The following is a 14,517-nucleotide window of genomic DNA, read 5'->3' on the forward strand; positions in this document are numbered from 1 at the left end:
ATGCGCTGGCAGCGGCTTGGGTGGTTGTTGTGCTTGATCCCTGCGCTGGCCACAGCGCAGGAGGAACCGTTGCGCCTGGCTTTCGACGGTCAGTTGCTGCGGGTGAGCCAGACCCAGGTGCTGGACCGACAGCCCTTGCCCGATGCCCTGCAGGCGCCGCTGGGCAGTGTGTGGAAGCTATTTGTCTACGCTTGGCTAGTGGACACCGGCGCTCGCGAACCGGCATATGAATGTCGCGGTGAGTCCAAAGAGGAAGTCTATTGCTGTAGCGCCGGGCAGAACATCGGTCGCGATCAGGCGTTGGTGAAGTCCTGCGGCCTGTATTTCGAACCGCAGCGGCTTGGGCTTTCGGCTTCGAACTGGCGCGATTACTGGCAGGCCCGCCAAGCGCCGTCGTGGCTGCTGGACCTGCCGAGCCTACAACCGCAAAAACAGGTACGCGTGGCTGAACTGCTCAAGGCACTGGCGATGCTGCCGGCTCAGGATCAGGCCCGTCGGGTACTGCTGGACGTGGTGCTCAACGCGGCGGATGGGCGTCTCGTCGGCCAGTTGGGCAGTCGTCTGCGGGTCAAGACCTGGAGTTGGCTGGGTGAACAGGATCCTTCATCGCGCCAGGGCGGCTTCGCCGGTTGGCTGGCCGACGGCACGCCGGTGTGGGCTGGTGGGCGTGGCACCAGCGAGCAGATATTGAAGGCATACGGTGATGGATTGGCGGCGGCGCTGCCGTCCCGTTGGCCGGCGGAAACGGGGCGATGTGTGGAAGTTGACCTGTTCGCCCGGTATCCCTTGCTGCGGGTGATGGCGAGTGACGGGCCGGCCACCCCAGGCCCGTTGCGCGGCGATTACCGTGTCGAATTCGCCAATGGCAACCAACTGGATATCCACAGCGACGGCGAGCTGTTTCTGCTGCCCGGCAAACTGGTGGCGCGACTGGATCGGGAAGAGTACGTCGCCCGGGTCCTGCAGCGCGAAGCCAAGGCTGAACCCGCCGAAGCCGCCAAGGCCCTGGCCGTGGCGATCCGCAGCTACCTGCTGCAAAACGCCCAGCGTCACGGCGATTGCCTGAGCATCGATGACAGCAGTCATCGCCAGCGCGTCGCCTCACGTCCGGCGGCGCCGCAATCCCGCGCCATCGCCGCCTGGACCAGCGATCTGGTGCTGGCGGGCACCGACGTGACCTACCACTCTGACCAATCCGCCCCGGACAAACTGTCCTGGGCGCAAGCCGTGGAGCAGGCCAGCGCCGGCCAGCGCTACGACGCCATCCTGCTGCATGCCTACCCGCGCGCCAGCCTCAGCCGCTGGGACAATCCGGTGGCGTCCTGTGAAGCGCTGCCCGCCGCCCAGGACTGGTTGTTGAAACAGCGACGCGGCTGGCGCCCCCGTCTGGCAGATGAAGTGGGTTACAACGAAATCAGCGCGTTTGCCGTCTGCCGTGTCGCCTTCGGCCGGCCCTATGTCGACCGCGAACGCCGGCGCATCTATGTGCGCGGTGTGCTGTCGCTGCAAGACCGCCTCGACCTGACCCACGAATACTTGCACCTGGCCTTTGAAGCCCACCCCAACGGCCAGGACGAAACCTACATCGAAGGGCTCGCCCGTCACCTCTTGCTGGAATAGACCATGACACTCCGTTATCCACAGGCCTTGCTGTTGTTCTGCGCTTTGGCCGTGTTGCCGCCGGCCATTGCGGGCGAGGGCATCAAACTCGACACCCCGGTTGGCGGCTGGCGCAGTGGCGCGCCGGGCGGTGAAGGCGAAAGCTTCAGCCAGACCGTCAACTACCCGGCTTCTTCGGTCAACACACCTCAGGGCCAGGCCAGCACCGCCCGCATCAGCGGCCAGATCAAAGGCACGCCCAAGGACAGTAACGAGCCGGGCAAACTCATCATCAATGGCGTGACCCTGCCGCTGAAACTCGACCCGCAAGGGCACTTCGACCGGCCGTTCTCGTTCCCCAATGGCAGCAACAGCATCGAAGTGCGCAGCCCCGACGGCCAGCAACGCCACCGTACGCAATTTCTCAACACCAGCGGCGGCGCCACCCCGGCCAAGCTGCGGGTCTTGTTGACCTGGGACAGCGACGGCACCGACCTGGACCTGCACCTCGTCACCCCGGACGGCGCCCACATCTGGTACGGCGACCGCGTCGTCCCCAACGGCGCCGCGCTCGACGTCGATGTCACCACCGGCTACGGCCCGGAAATCATCGCCATGCCCGCGCCGATCAAAGGCCAGTACCTGGTGTACGTGAACTACTACGGCGGCGGTTACCGCAGTGACGAGGACGGCGAGCAACAAGCGGCACAAGCCCTGACCACGGCGCAGATCACCGTCATCACCGAAGAGGGCACGCCAAGCGAGAAGATGGAAACCTTCGTGGTACCGATGCGCACGGCGGGGGAGTTGATGTTGGTCAAGAGCTTCAGTTACCCCTAAGGCAGCGCCAGAGTCGTTTGTGAGTGTGGGAGCGAGCCTGCTCGCGATAGCGGTATGTCAGACACCCTGATGCTGAACGTGCTGTCGCTATCGCGAGCAGGCTCGCTCCCACAGGGGGTGTCCGTGGTTTGTGACAATTAGAAATCTCACGTCGGGGAGTTGTCGGAGTCGGTTGGCTTCGACGCGAGGGTTTTCAAGAATTTCGATGAGCTTCTTTTTGAACTGCTGTCGCAGTGTTTCGCCTAGCTTGTTCCACTCCTTCAATGCACGTCGATCAAATTCAAGGCTATAGGTCATCCAGGCTGACCTTCACTCGTTGAGGGTTGGCGAGGCGCTCTGTGACCACCGCAATGAGCGCTTCATCTTCCTCACTGATTAACGCGGCCTTGAAAGGCAACTTGCCTCGCTCCGCTACGTATTGAAGTGTCTGGCGTAGCAGTTCGGAAGGCGTAACACCGAGCTTTTCCAGTTCGGCAAATGACCGCCGCTTAAGGTCATCGTCAATGCGGATGTTGATGGAAGCCATGGAGTAATAGCTGTAATGACGTTTGGCGTTACGTTAGCAACTACTCCTCCCGTCCGGCACCTTTGGTTTGCGGGTTTAGCTGTTTTCAGACGAATCGGCCCCTTGTTGAGTGAGACAAAATTCATCCGGGAGCCGGGGAGTTGTGATTGACCTCGCCGCTGTGACCACCACAAAACAGTGTGGGAGCGAGCCTGCTCGCGATGGCGGTGTGTCAGACACCCTGATGCTGAACGTGCTGTCGCTATCGCGAGCAGGCTCGCTCCCACAGGGGCGTCCGTCGTTTGTGACAATTAAAAATCTCACGCGTGAGCTATTGAGGGGCCTGGGTATTCCCTGTAGTGTTTCTCACGCGTGAGTTTTTTCGCAGTGAGGTCAGCACCATGAACAGCCGCTCTCCAACAGATCCTGCGGGGTCTGCTACCGATTCAGCGAGCCGCAAGGGAGAGCGCTCGAAACCGTCCGTGAAAAAACCATCCAGCTTTTACATGAAGCAGATGCGCGCGGGCTTGAGTGCCGCCGGGTATGTGAAACACGAAACTTGGGTGCTTCCCGAAAACCGGAGCCTGCTCAAGCAGATGGAGAAACAGCTACGCCAACCGATTCTGGCTGGCTCATTCATGTCGGAGAATTACATGAGCGCAGGTAACAACTGGAACATTGATCGCCTCTTCAGTGCCCTTCAGGCCCTCGACGAAGTGGTGGCGAACGACATCACGCTTTCCCTTGTTCAAGGCTCCGAGTCCAGCATCAAGTTGGAAATGAACGATTTTGGCGGCTTGCCGATTTACATCGCAGTGGTGGGTGATCAGATCATCGTCGACACCGTTCTGGTGGATGTCGAATCGATCAACGACGTCGCGGCCTTCAATGATGCCGTGCTGCGCAGCCGGGAAATGTTCCCGCTGTCCTCGATCGGTATCGAGTCCATGCCCAACGGGCAGATTGTCTACAACATGTTTGGCGCACTGAGTTCCGACTCCAGCCTGACCAACGTCGTGACCGAGGTCAAAACCCTCGTCGACAACGTCCAGCGCGCCAGCGAAGCCTTCGAACGTTTCTTCATCTAATTTTTCGGGAACAGGAAATATCCAATGACTCAGTCCATCTGGAGCAAATTGTTCACCGCGCTGCGTGGTGGTGCCAACGAAGTCGGCGAATCGATCGTCGATCAACAGGCCCTGCGCATCCTCGACCAGGAAATTCGCGATGCCGACAGCGCGCTGGCCAACGCCAAGCGTGAGCTGGTCACCATCATGGCCAAACACAAACTGTCGACTGACCGCGTCAGCGAGTACAACGCCAAGATCCAGGACCTGGAGTCCAAGGCGCTGGCGGCCATCCAGGCCAACCGTGAAGACCTGGCACTGGAAGTGGCCGAAGCCATTTCGACCCTGACCTCTGAGTTGGACGCCGAGCAAAAGCACGCGACCGAGTTCGGTGGTTACGCTGAAAACATGCGCAAGGACATCGTCAAGGCCGAGAACCGCATCAAAAGCCTGCGTCAGCAAGTGGACATGGCCAAGGCCCGTGAGAGCGTGCAGAAAGCGCAGGTCAGTGCTTCGATTGCCAGCGGCGGCGCCAATGGCAAGCTGGAAACCGCCGTCGGTACGCTCAACCGCCTGCAGGCCAAGCAACAGCAACGTGCCGCTGAACTGCAAGCCCAGGACGAACTGGCCGAGGCTTCGACCGGCAACGACCTGGAGCGCAAACTGCGCGATGCCGGCATCACGCCGAACGAAGGCAGCGCCAATGCGATTCTGGAACGCCTGAAGAAAAAATCGGCGGAGTAATCGGCTGGGCTTTGCCTTGGTGAGGACCGGCCAAGGCAGCCAGGCACAGACCTTGTGGCGAGGGGATTTATCCCCGTTGGGCTGCGAAGCAGCCCCAATAACAGCGAGCTCGACCCAGCTGACACACCGAGGGTGTCAGGTTTCAGGGCTGCTCCGCAGCCCAGCGGGGATAAATCCCCTCGCCACAGGGTTTTGTGTTCAGCTTCAGGTTTTGTGTCTTAGTCCTGTTTTCCTGAAAATTCCCGGATTTATTGTCACCAAAGCTCTTCTATCCACGCCGCGCAGCAGGTTTAATGCTGCCCCGTGACCGCACTTGAGCACTCCGCTGCCCGTGCGATGACGTCGCCAGGAATGAACCCACGGAGTCAGGGACGAAATGTCGATTTTCCTTTTGCTGCGAACCTACGCCTCGTCCTTCTTCCATCGGTTCGGCTGGGCGGGCCTGGCCATTGCGTTGGGCGTACACCTGGCCATCGCCTGGATCGGCCTGGTGCTTCTGGGCGAACAGCACCTCATCGCTGCCGCCACGTTTATCTACTTCTATCTCACCACCACGCTCACCGTCGGCTATGGCGATCTGTTGCCACAGACATCCGCCGGGCGAATTTTCGTGGCCACCTGGATCATGCTCGGGGGCATTGCCCTGTTGACGACGGTCATCGGCAAAACCACCAGCAGCGTCATTGATGTATGGAGAAAAGGCATGAAGGGCAAAGGCGATTTCACCGGCAAGACCGGCCACACCGTTCTCATCGGCTGGGAGGGCGCCTCCAGCGAACGGGTCATCGAGTTGCTCCTGCAGGACGAGACGTCCAATGACAACCTGATTGTCATCTGCGATTGCGTGCTTGAAGAAAACCCCATGCCCGGCAAGACGACTTTTATCAAAGGTGAAAGCCTGTCCTCTGTCGCACTTTTGCAGCGTGCCGGTGTGCCGGGTGCCGAACGCGTCCTGGTGCGCACCCACTCAGACGATCTGACCCTGTCCACCGTGCTGGCGGTCAATCAACTGAACCCGGTCGGGCATGTGGTCGCCCATTTCAATGACAGTGAAGTGGCCGCCCTCGCCAGCGCCTACGCGCCCAGCCTGGAATGCACCTCCAGCATGGCCATCGAGATGTTGGTGCGTGCTTCACAGGATCCGGGTTCGTCAGTGGTCATCAATGAATTGCTTTGCGTGGGCGAGGGCGCCACTCAGTACCTGATGAAACTGCCCGAAGCGTTTGATGCCGCGTTCGGCGATCTGTATGTGCAGATGAAAGAACACCACAACGCCATTCTCATCGGCTACCGCGCCAAAGGCGCCCGGCACCCGTCGATCAACCCGCCCTGCGACACGCGCGTCGGGGGCGGCGGCGACCTCTTCTATATCGCCTCCGCGCGTCTCAAGGAAATCTCCAATGGGCTGGTTTAAACGGTTGATGGGCATGGAGGCGCCGAACTCGGGCAAGGACTCCAAATGGGTCGCCAACCCAATCCCGGCCTCCGTCGGGCCGCTGGGCCTGGCATCTGGCAAAGAACTCAGGTTCGATAGCACGCTGAAGTTGTTGCTCGACGGCAACACCGGCGTGGTCATCCCGGATGCCCAGCAGATCTGGAGCACCGGCATCGTCGACCTCGGGCAATCGAACTGGCTGACGCGCTGTTACATGAACGACGAGGACTACTGGCTGCAAGTGCACACCAGCGGCGATGTCGCCGGGCAGGTCGAGTCGGTGATCCTGTTCAATTACCTCAGTTACGTCACCCTCAACAGCGAAGCGGAGTTGCGACGGCTGGCCGGGCCCGAAAGCCTGATCGGCCTGCCGACCTACAACCACGACGGTGTCGAGTACAGCCGCGAATGGGGCACCGAGGAAGGCCAGACAGAACTGGTGGCGTTGAGCGAGCGCGTGAGCAATCCGGATGAGTCCTACAGCGTCGAGCACCGCTCAATGCTGTATGCCCGCGAAACCGGCCTGACCGATCGCCGGGAGTTCCTGCTGTTTTCCGTCGAAGAAGATGCCGAAGGCACCATCAGCTTGAGCACGTCGCTGGGCATTTCGCTGTACACCACTGACCTGAACACTTTTTAAAAAAGGAAGAAGTCCATGCTTGAAGCGCTCTCCATTTCCCTGAACAAAGCCGCCGTGCTCGGGTTTGTGCTGTACATCCTCGGTGCGGCCGTGCTGTTCGCGCTGTACCAGTTCATCTACACCCGGATCACGCCGCACAAAGAGTTCGAACTGATCCGTTCGGGCAACGTGGCCGCCGCCATCGCGCTGGGCGGCGCCATCATCGGTTTCGCCATCCCGGCCAGCAATGTGATTGCCTATTCCATCAGCCTTCTGGACTTCGTTGTCTGGGCCGTGATCGCCGCGTTCGTGCAACTGCTGGCGTTCCTGGTGACCAGTCTGGTGCTCAAAGGCGCCTCTGAACGCATTAAAAAGGGTGAAATCGCCGCGGGCATTTATATCGCGGCAGTGGCCATCAGCGTCGGCATGCTGAACGCCGCGTGCATGACGCCTTCCACGAACTGATTGCGCCACGGAGATCCCGATGAAACGAAGCAAGTACGTCCAGCTTTCGCTGGCCGCGTCGGTCGCCATGGCGATATCAGGCTGCGGCCCGACGGAAAAAACCTACCCGGTACAGAAGAAGTACAACTTCCAGTCCGTGCAGCAATGTGCCGATGAAAAACTCCCGGTAGACGTGTGCTCCGACGCCTACATGACCGCCATGGCCGAGCATCGCCGCATCGCGCCGACGTACAGCAACCAGGCCGATTGCGATGCCGACTTTGTTGCCGATTGGTGCCAACAGGATTCCACCGGCCAGTTCATCCCCAGGCTGGGTGGTTTCGAACTGACCGCCGATGGCCAGGTTACCCAAGCCCAGGTGGACGCGGCCAAGGCGCAACTGCCGGCCTCCGAAGCCAACGCGCAAGGCTCAGGGTTCTCCGGCACCAGCCTGCTGACCGGGCTGCTGATCGGCAACATGCTGAGCAGCAACCGCAACAGCTATTACTCCCAACCGGTCTACCGCTATCGCGATGATCGCGGCAACTACGCGTCCTCAACGCTCGCTCAGCGGATTTCCAAAGGCTCGACCTTTACCAAGTCCAATCAGGCGAGGTATGGCAACTACACCGACACGGTCCGCTCCGCCAGCAAGCCGATCTCTGTTGCTTCCTCCACCTCCCGTGGCGGTTTCGGCAGCAAAGCCAGCGCCCGCAGCGGTTGGGGCGGCTCGAGCAGCTCCGGGCGATCGAGCAGTTAAGGAACGCGCGTCATGAAGAAAGTCCATTGCGCCGAACGTCATGACTGGAAACAGACCGCCGAGAGTCTCGGCTTTCTGTTCCACACCATCGACGACGAACCCTATTGGGACGAGAGCGCGTACTACCAGTTCACGCTCAAGCAGATCGAAGACGATCTGGAGGACCCGACCACCGAGATCCATGAGATGTGCATGGACCTGGTGGCCCGAGTGGTTCAGAGCGAGGAGCTGCTGGAGCGCCTGAGCATTCCCGCGCCGTTCTTCGACATGGTTCGCACCTCATGGCTCGAAGGGCATCCGCACCTGTATGGGCGCATGGACTTCTCCTACAACGGCAGCGGCCCCGCCAAGCTGCTGGAACTGAACTACGACACGCCGACCAGCCTGTACGAGGCGTCGGCGTTTCAGTGGGGCTGGTTGGAGCAATGCATCGAGCGCGGACTGTTGCCCGGGCATGCCGACCAGTTCAACAGCATCGACACCAAGCTGCATCAGGTCTTTGCCCAACTGCAACTCAAGCAGCCTTTTTACTTTGCGTCGATGAAAGACTCGATCGAAGACAAGGGCACCACCGACTACTTACGCCTGATCGCGGAAAAAGTCGGCATCGAATCGCGGCACATCGATATCGAGGACATCGGCCTTACAGGCGAAGGCCGTTTCGTCGATCTGGAAGATCGCTGGATCCCTCACCTGTTCAAGCTGCATGCCTGGGAGTTCATCTTCCACGAGCCTTTTGGTGCGGCGATTGCCCAGAGTGACACGCAGTTTTTCGAGCCGGCCTGGAAATCGATCATCTCCAACAAAGGCATCCTGCCGTTGCTGTGGGAATTCAACAAAGGTCACCCGAACCTGTTGGCAGCCCATCTCGACAGCGACTCGAGCAAAGCCGTACCCAAGGGCTGGGTACGCAAACCGTTCTTTTCCCGGGAAGGCGCCAACATCGAGCTGCAAACCGCTGATGGCCTGATCGTCAAAGAAGACGGCCCCTACACCGACGCCCCCTTCATCCTCCAGGAATTCGCCCCGTTGCCGAAGTTTGGCGACAGCTACACATTGATCGGCTCCTGGGTCATCGGCGACCAGGCCGCCGGCATTGGCGTGCGGGAAGACAACAGCCTGATCACCAAGGATTCGAGCCGGTTTCTGCCGCATTTGATTCTCGACTGATTGCGATCAGTCCATCGAGGATCAAGCGACGAGAATCCCATGTGGGAGCGAGCCTGCTCGCGATGGCGGTGGATCAGCCAACATCAATGTCGACTGACTTTCCGCTATCGCGAGCAGGCTCGCTCCCACAGGTCAGGTGTTCACCAAAGATTCTTCAGGTCCACCAGTACCGCACCAGATGAAAGAAGATCGGTGCGGCGAAGCACACCGAATCCAGCCGATCCAGCATGCCGCCGTGGCCTTCGATCATGTGCCCCCAATCCTTGACGCCACGGTCACGCTTAATCGCCGACATGACAATCCCACCGGCAAACCCCAGCAAGTTGATCAGCAAGGCGATGAGGAACGACTGCCACGGATTGAACGGCGTGATCCACCACAACGCGCCACCGATCAGCGAAGCCAGCAGAATGCCGCCAACAAAGCCCTCGACGGTTTTCGACGGTGACAGGTTCGGGGCGATCTTGTGTTTGCCGAACAACTTGCCGCACACGTACTGCAGTACATCCGACAGCTGCACCACGATCACCAGGTAAGCGATCAGCAACAGGTTGCGCCCTTCGAAACCGGCGATGTCCAATGTCAGCAGCGCCGGCACAAACGAGATGCAGAACACCGCGATCATCAGCCCCCACTGGACCTTGGAAGCGCGCTCCAGAAAGTGCGTGCTGTCGCCGCCCAGGGACGCCAGGATCGGCAGCAGCAGGAACACGTACACCGGGATAAAGATCGAAAACAGTCCGTACCAATCAAAATAAATCAGCAGGTATTGCAGCGGCAGCGCCAGGTAGAACGCCGCCACCAAGGCCGGGTAGTCGCTGCGCCGGGTCGGTGTCAGGGTCAGGAATTCCCGCAGGGCGTAAAACGACACGGCGTAGAACAACAGGATGACCGCGGCGTTGCCCAGCCAGAACGCGGTGCCGATCACCAGCACCATCACCCACCAGGCGTTGATCCGCGCGTTGAGGTTATCGATGACCGAATTCGGCGCGCCTTTTGTCCGCAGTTTGAGAATGAAACCAATCACAGAGGCCAGCAGCAGAATCGCGCCGATCCCGCTAAACAGCATCAGGGTATGTCTATCCATGTCAGACGTGCTCCGGGGCCAGTGCCAGCAGCGCGGCCCGGCTGCGTTCAAGAAATTGCTCTTTGCTTTCATCTTCTTCGATGCACAGCGGCGCGCCGAAACTGGTGGTGCACAACAGCGGCAACGGCAGTACCCGACCTTTGGGCATGACGCGGTTGAGGTTGGCGATCCACACTGGAATCACCTCGACTTCAGGGTGGCTTTTCATCAAGTGATAGATCCCACTCTTGAACGGCAGCAGGCCGTCCTCCGGGTTGCGCGTGCCCTCGGGGAAGATGATCAGCGAGTCGCCGTTTTCCAAGGCATCGAGCATCGGCTGCAAAGGGTTGTACGAAGGGTCCTTGCGCTCGCGGTCCACCAGCACGCCGTTGAACACCCGGTTGATGATGTAGCGCCGCAGCGGGCTGGTCTGCCAGTAATCGGCGCCCGCCACCGGCCGGGTAAGCTTGCGCAGCGCCGGCGGCAACGAGGCCCACAGCAGCACGAAGTCGCCGTGGCTGCTGTGATTGGCGAAGTAGATCCGCTGCACCGGTTGCGGCGCGCAACCGAGCCACAGGCTACGAGCCCCCGTGACCATGCGGGCGGCGGAGGTGATGAGGCTGGCGACCACGGGTTCGAACATGAGGATTCCTTGTCCTGAGAAACATAAGCGTAACTGTGGCGAGGGAGCAAGCTCCCTCGCCACAAAAGCTATCTAGATACCTGAAGTTAGCCAGGGACTTGCGAGGATCACGCCCAGCGTCAAGACAACTTGCGTGGCCAGCAACAACGACTGGCGGCGCAGCAGCAACAACGCGCCATGCCGGCGCTCGGTCCAGAGCCGACCGCTGCGTTCGACCGGTTGCAGGCCGAGGGCGGTGAGGGCTTGATCCAATGTATAGGTTCGTTCGGCCAGCGATTGGGTGCTGTCCGCCATGCGCTGGAACAGGTCGGCATCAAACGCCACGCGCTGCGCCCAGTACTTTTGCAGCACGCCAAGCATGAATATCACGACGCTAAAGCACAGCAGCCAAGGATTGACGCTACCGACCAAAAATTGAGTCAGCCCCAGCAGCGCCGCCAACAGGGTCAGCCCCGTGGAAAGCTGATCCAGCGAGTGACCTCGGCGCAACAGGCTCGCCACCGTGTGGAGTTCCATATCACTGATCATGGTCATTCCTCGTGCTTGTGGATAACCGTTCCAACGCCCGCCGGTGCGCCGGATGCAAAACAACCTGCGGGCGGACCCGCTGGATTTGGACGATGGCCGCATCGACGCTGGCGGCCCGGCCAGTGTGCAACAACCACGCTGCCACAGCGCTGGCGCTGCGTGAATAACCCAGGGCGCAGCAGACCAGCAGCGGCCCATGCTGACGCAGGTTCTCGATCATCCGTGCAGCTTCCAGGCACTGCTCGGCACTGGGCGCGGTCAGGTCAAGCACCGGCAATGCGCGATAGGCGATGCCGGTGCTGTCCATGGACATTTCGGCGCAAAGGTCGAGCACGCCGGTAAACGCACTGTCCTTCAATTCCATCGGCGTGGGAATGCGCCCCAGCCAGACGTTATCGGCCACCTGATCGGCCTGCGGATGCTTGCGCGTCCACCATCGGGAATTGATCCACGCCGCCGCCAGGTAAGGCGCCAACAGCCAGCGCACCGCCGGGCTCAATCGGCCATCCGCGCGCTTCTGAAAGCCATCGGCACCGAACACCAGGTAATTCAGCGTCACCCCCAGCACCGCCACTGCCGGCCAGATCAACCAGAGCCACGCGCCACCCAAGGCAAACGCCGGAACAAAAAACGCCGCAGCCCCTAAACCATAGCGCAAAGCCAATCGCAGACGAGCCGGGTCTGCGGTCACACGTGCATTTTTCAGCGGGCTGGGCCGATCCAGCGGCCACAACCAGACACACAACCACCCGGCCAACGCACCTGTGGGCAGGTCAATAAAGTGATGTTGATACGTGGTCAGCACCGACACGCCAATCAGCGCGAACCAACCGTGCATCAGCCAACGCCAGAGCCCTTGCAGGTGCCGCTGATAACACACCCACAGCACCACCAACAACGCGATGTGCAGCGACGGTGCCTGATTGAACGGCTTGTCGAACCCGGCCAGCACGTCGAACAGCCAACCAAACACCCCATCCATTTCCGGCCGGGCGAAGGTGAAGCGCAACGGCCAGATCAGAAAACAACTGACCGCAATCGCCTGGGCCGTGAGCAGACGTAAGGCGTGGCGTTTGAGTTCTTCGCGGCTGTTGGGCAACAGCAGGGACAGGCCGTACAGCAGATCAATCGACCAATAGGGCACGATGGTCCAGGCCATGAACGGCATGTAGCTTTCCCAACCAAACACCAAACTGCCCACGTCGTCCCGCTGGGACGTCACCCAAGTGGCGAAGCCATAGGTGCTGAAAAACAACGGCGCCAACAGCAGCAACCACAGCACCGCCGGTTTCAGCAGGCCGGGCTCGCGGGCCGGGGCGATGACGGCGCTCATCACTGCACTCGCTGAGCCAGCGAAACGCTGAAGATGCCCCACTCATCGACCCGCAAAGTGATCTTGCGGAAACCCGCCGCCTCCACCAGTTGATCCATCTCCGCCTGCGTGCGCCGGCGCATTACCCAGGCCTGCCCGGCGCGGTGGCTGGTGAGGGCGCGGGCGATCAGTTCCAGTTGCGGGTGCCACGGCTGCCCGGTGTAGACCAGGAACCCGCCAGGCTCCACCGCTTCGGCCAGGCCGGCGAGGGAGTCACCGACCATCTGATTATCGGCAAACAACTCATACAACCCGGACACCACCGCGAGCGTCGGTTTGGGCTCCAGCGCCGCCAGATCCGAGCGATCAAAGGCATCACCTTTGACGAACCGAGCGATATCGCCCAAGCCCTTCTCAAGAATCAGCGCACTGCCGTCCCGCACGTTGATGTCGCTGTAGTCGCGCAGCAGGATCGACTCCGGCAACGGACTGACACCTTGCAGCGCTTCGAGAATGTAACGGCCATGACCGGCGGCGATGTCGACAATGCGCACCTCGCGGTCCTGCTCGCGCAAACTGCCCATGGCCAAACGCAGCAGCTCCTCGACGTGCAACTTGCGCTGACGAATCCCGCGCCAGCCGATGGAGTTCAGGTAATTCTGGTCAATCATCCGTCCCACGGCCGAGGTGCCGGTGGGGCGATTGCGGTAGACGTAATCCAGCGTGCTGCCGGAGTCGAAGCCGGTGTCGAAACCCAACTTCACCCCAGCCGACAACTTGCTGCCAAAGCGCATGCTGGCGCGGGTCATGCGCCAGTACAGGTCGCGCAACGAATTGTGCGGCAGCGGCGTCGCCAAGGCTTCGGACTCGGCGCAGGTCGCGCCCAGGCGATCAGCGTCCAGCAGGGAAGGGCGGTCCAGCGGGCGGGCAAAGTTTTGCAGAATGAACCGACGGGCACTGGCGATGGCCGGTGCACGGTTCTTCTCGCCGAGGGTGTCGTGGAAGAACCCCGGCAGAATGTGTTTCTCCTTGTGCACACTGCCCAACCGCTCGAAGAACTGCTCCTGGGGTTTGCGCTGCACCACAAAGTCGGAACCTGAGATCAACAACTGCGTCGGCACCTGAATCGCCTGGGCATCGGCCACCACGCGGTCGGCGGCTTCGTAGAGACCCAGCAGCACGTTCACCGAAATCGCCTTGGTGATCAGCGGATCGCTGTCGTAGGACGCCACCCGCTCCGGGTCATGGCTGAGGAATTTTGCCTTGACGTAACTGTTGACGAAAAAGTTGCCGCGAAACCGACGCATCAGCGCCAGGCCCGGACGAGCGAAAGGCACGTAAAGCTTGACCTTGAACGCCGGCGACGCCAGCACTAGCGAACGAATGCGCGGCGCGTAATCGTGAACCCAGGTCGACGCAATCACCGCCCCGACACTCTGCGCCACCACGGCGATGTTCTGCTCGTCGATCTGATGCGTTGCGCCGATGTGATCGCAAAACGTCTGCACATCCCGCGCACTGGTGGCAAAACTCGGACTGTCGCCGCGCGCGCCCGGCGACTGGCCATGGCCGCGTGCATCCCAGGCAAAGAAGTCGAACCCGGGCAAATCCAGCTCATCCACCAGATGCGCAATGCGCCCGGAGTGTTCATGACCCCGATGAAACAACAACACCGCCTGACGAGGCTCACCCGGCGCCGCATCGACGGCCGGCCAATGCCGGTAAAACAAATCCACGCCGTCAAAGGTGGTAAACGTCAGTTCCTGGGCTTCGCGCATTGCAACT

Annotated in this window: 15 protein-coding genes and 1 pseudogene; 9 read left to right on the plus strand and 7 right to left on the minus strand. The window is 60.7% G+C overall.

Going from position 1 to position 14,517, the window contains the following annotated elements:
* Together BW979_RS06885 and BW979_RS06890 are read left to right on the plus strand one after the other, a co-directional pair.
* On the plus strand, nucleotides 1-1,620 hold the full coding sequence (locus tag BW979_RS06885; RefSeq protein WP_076383466.1) for a DUF2300 domain-containing protein: 1,620 nt from the start codon (nucleotides 1-3) through the stop codon (nucleotides 1,618-1,620).
* A gap of 3 nt (nucleotides 1,621-1,623) precedes the next feature.
* Nucleotides 1,624-2,439 (plus strand): YfaP family protein, encoded by an 816-nt coding sequence (locus BW979_RS06890; RefSeq protein WP_076383467.1) that lies wholly within the window; start codon nucleotides 1,624-1,626, stop codon nucleotides 2,437-2,439.
* Nucleotides 2,440-2,550: 111 nt separating this feature from the next.
* Here BW979_RS06890 and BW979_RS06895 read toward each other — a convergent pair.
* Nucleotides 2,551-2,736 (minus strand): annotated as a pseudogene (locus BW979_RS06895) (type II toxin-antitoxin system RelE family toxin); the annotation flags it as partial.
* Complete coding sequence (locus BW979_RS06900; RefSeq protein WP_047230583.1) at nucleotides 2,726-2,965, minus strand: type II toxin-antitoxin system RelB/DinJ family antitoxin; 240 nt, start codon at nucleotides 2,963-2,965, stop codon at nucleotides 2,726-2,728. The gene BW979_RS06900 and the pseudogene BW979_RS06895, both read right to left, overlap by 11 nt.
* Nucleotides 2,966-3,450: 485 nt before the next feature.
* On the opposite strand from BW979_RS06900, the gene BW979_RS06905 reads away from it, so the two are divergent.
* The 7 genes from BW979_RS06905 to BW979_RS06935 all read left to right on the plus strand — a co-directional run bounded on the left by BW979_RS06905 (nucleotide 3,451) and on the right by BW979_RS06935 (nucleotide 9,183).
* The gene (locus BW979_RS06905; protein WP_092394936.1) at nucleotides 3,451-4,032 is read left to right on the plus strand and encodes a YjfI family protein; all 582 of its coding nucleotides are present in this window, start codon (nucleotides 3,451-3,453) and stop codon (nucleotides 4,030-4,032) included.
* Between the two features lie 24 nt (nucleotides 4,033-4,056).
* Nucleotides 4,057-4,755 carry a PspA/IM30 family protein gene (locus tag BW979_RS06910; RefSeq protein ID WP_047229446.1) on the plus strand — a complete coding sequence of 233 codons (699 nt, stop codon included), beginning with the start codon at nucleotides 4,057-4,059 and terminating at the stop codon, nucleotides 4,753-4,755.
* Nucleotides 4,756-5,131: 376 nt separating this feature from the next.
* The gene (locus BW979_RS06915) at nucleotides 5,132-6,169 is read left to right on the plus strand and encodes an ion channel (protein ID WP_076383469.1); all 1,038 of its coding nucleotides are present in this window, start codon (nucleotides 5,132-5,134) and stop codon (nucleotides 6,167-6,169) included.
* Nucleotides 6,156-6,830, plus strand: coding sequence for a DUF2491 family protein (locus BW979_RS06920; protein ID WP_047229448.1), 675 nt, complete (start codon nucleotides 6,156-6,158; stop codon nucleotides 6,828-6,830). Before BW979_RS06915 ends, BW979_RS06920 begins: the two co-directional genes overlap by 14 nt.
* Nucleotides 6,831-6,845: 15 nt before the next feature.
* Complete coding sequence (locus tag BW979_RS06925; RefSeq protein ID WP_076383470.1) at nucleotides 6,846-7,274, plus strand: DUF350 domain-containing protein; 429 nt, start codon at nucleotides 6,846-6,848, stop codon at nucleotides 7,272-7,274.
* Between the two features lie 19 nt (nucleotides 7,275-7,293).
* Nucleotides 7,294-8,013, plus strand: coding sequence for a DUF1190 domain-containing protein (locus BW979_RS06930; protein ID WP_076383471.1), 720 nt, complete (start codon nucleotides 7,294-7,296; stop codon nucleotides 8,011-8,013).
* Nucleotides 8,014-8,025: 12 nt separating this feature from the next.
* Nucleotides 8,026-9,183 (plus strand): glutathionylspermidine synthase family protein, encoded by a 1,158-nt coding sequence (locus BW979_RS06935; protein ID WP_076383472.1) that lies wholly within the window; start codon nucleotides 8,026-8,028, stop codon nucleotides 9,181-9,183.
* Nucleotides 9,184-9,337: 154 nt separating this feature from the next.
* On the opposite strand, the gene BW979_RS06940 is transcribed toward BW979_RS06935, so the two are convergent.
* The 5 genes from BW979_RS06940 to BW979_RS06960 all read right to left on the minus strand — a co-directional run bounded on the left by BW979_RS06940 (nucleotide 9,338) and on the right by BW979_RS06960 (nucleotide 14,510).
* Nucleotides 9,338-10,270 carry a phosphatidate cytidylyltransferase gene (locus tag BW979_RS06940; protein ID WP_047229452.1) on the minus strand — a complete coding sequence of 311 codons (933 nt, stop codon included), beginning with the start codon at nucleotides 10,268-10,270 and terminating at the stop codon, nucleotides 9,338-9,340.
* A gap of 1 nt (nucleotide 10,271) precedes the next feature.
* Complete coding sequence (locus BW979_RS06945) at nucleotides 10,272-10,892, minus strand: lysophospholipid acyltransferase family protein (RefSeq protein WP_076383473.1); 621 nt, start codon at nucleotides 10,890-10,892, stop codon at nucleotides 10,272-10,274.
* A gap of 72 nt (nucleotides 10,893-10,964) precedes the next feature.
* A complete protein-coding gene (locus BW979_RS06950) occupies nucleotides 10,965-11,420 on the minus strand; it encodes a hypothetical protein (protein ID WP_076383474.1) in 456 nt (151 codons plus the stop codon).
* Complete coding sequence (locus tag BW979_RS06955) at nucleotides 11,410-12,753, minus strand: phosphatase PAP2/dual specificity phosphatase family protein (protein WP_076383475.1); 1,344 nt, start codon at nucleotides 12,751-12,753, stop codon at nucleotides 11,410-11,412. The genes BW979_RS06950 and BW979_RS06955 overlap by 11 nt, the downstream gene beginning before the upstream one ends.
* Nucleotides 12,753-14,510, minus strand: a complete 1,758-nt coding sequence (locus BW979_RS06960) for a bifunctional alpha/beta hydrolase/class I SAM-dependent methyltransferase (protein ID WP_076383476.1) — start codon at nucleotides 14,508-14,510, stop codon at nucleotides 12,753-12,755. The genes BW979_RS06955 and BW979_RS06960 overlap by 1 nt, the downstream gene beginning before the upstream one ends.
* Between the last annotated feature and the right edge of the window lie 7 nt (nucleotides 14,511-14,517).

Origin of the sequence: Pseudomonas sp. A214 (assembly GCF_900156295.1) — a bacterium.
GTDB lineage: Bacteria > Pseudomonadota > Gammaproteobacteria > Pseudomonadales > Pseudomonadaceae > Aquipseudomonas > Aquipseudomonas rhizophila.

Excerpts from the sequence above, each read along its gene's own strand:
- BW979_RS06885 (WP_076383466.1), top strand. The coding sequence starts at position 1 with ATGCGCTGGCAGCGGCTTGGGTGGTTGTTGTGCTTGATCCCTGCGCTG.
- BW979_RS06890 (WP_076383467.1), top strand. The coding sequence starts at position 1,624 with ATGACACTCCGTTATCCACAGGCCTTGCTGTTGTTCTGCGCTTTGGCC.
- BW979_RS06900 (WP_047230583.1), bottom strand. The coding sequence starts at position 2,965 with ATGGCTTCCATCAACATCCGCATTGACGATGACCTTAAGCGGCGGTCA.
- BW979_RS06905 (WP_092394936.1), top strand. The coding sequence starts at position 3,451 with ATGAAGCAGATGCGCGCGGGCTTGAGTGCCGCCGGGTATGTGAAACAC.
- BW979_RS06910 (WP_047229446.1), top strand. The coding sequence starts at position 4,057 with ATGACTCAGTCCATCTGGAGCAAATTGTTCACCGCGCTGCGTGGTGGT.
- BW979_RS06915 (WP_076383469.1), top strand. The coding sequence starts at position 5,132 with ATGTCGATTTTCCTTTTGCTGCGAACCTACGCCTCGTCCTTCTTCCAT.
- BW979_RS06920 (WP_047229448.1), top strand. The coding sequence starts at position 6,156 with ATGGGCTGGTTTAAACGGTTGATGGGCATGGAGGCGCCGAACTCGGGC.
- BW979_RS06925 (WP_076383470.1), top strand. The coding sequence starts at position 6,846 with ATGCTTGAAGCGCTCTCCATTTCCCTGAACAAAGCCGCCGTGCTCGGG.
- BW979_RS06930 (WP_076383471.1), top strand. The coding sequence starts at position 7,294 with ATGAAACGAAGCAAGTACGTCCAGCTTTCGCTGGCCGCGTCGGTCGCC.
- BW979_RS06935 (WP_076383472.1), top strand. The coding sequence starts at position 8,026 with ATGAAGAAAGTCCATTGCGCCGAACGTCATGACTGGAAACAGACCGCC.
- BW979_RS06940 (WP_047229452.1), bottom strand. The coding sequence starts at position 10,270 with ATGGATAGACATACCCTGATGCTGTTTAGCGGGATCGGCGCGATTCTG.
- BW979_RS06945 (WP_076383473.1), bottom strand. The coding sequence starts at position 10,892 with ATGTTCGAACCCGTGGTCGCCAGCCTCATCACCTCCGCCGCCCGCATG.
- BW979_RS06950 (WP_076383474.1), bottom strand. The coding sequence starts at position 11,420 with ATGATCAGTGATATGGAACTCCACACGGTGGCGAGCCTGTTGCGCCGA.
- BW979_RS06955 (WP_076383475.1), bottom strand. The coding sequence starts at position 12,753 with ATGAGCGCCGTCATCGCCCCGGCCCGCGAGCCCGGCCTGCTGAAACCG.
- BW979_RS06960 (WP_076383476.1), bottom strand. The coding sequence starts at position 14,510 with ATGCGCGAAGCCCAGGAACTGACGTTTACCACCTTTGACGGCGTGGAT.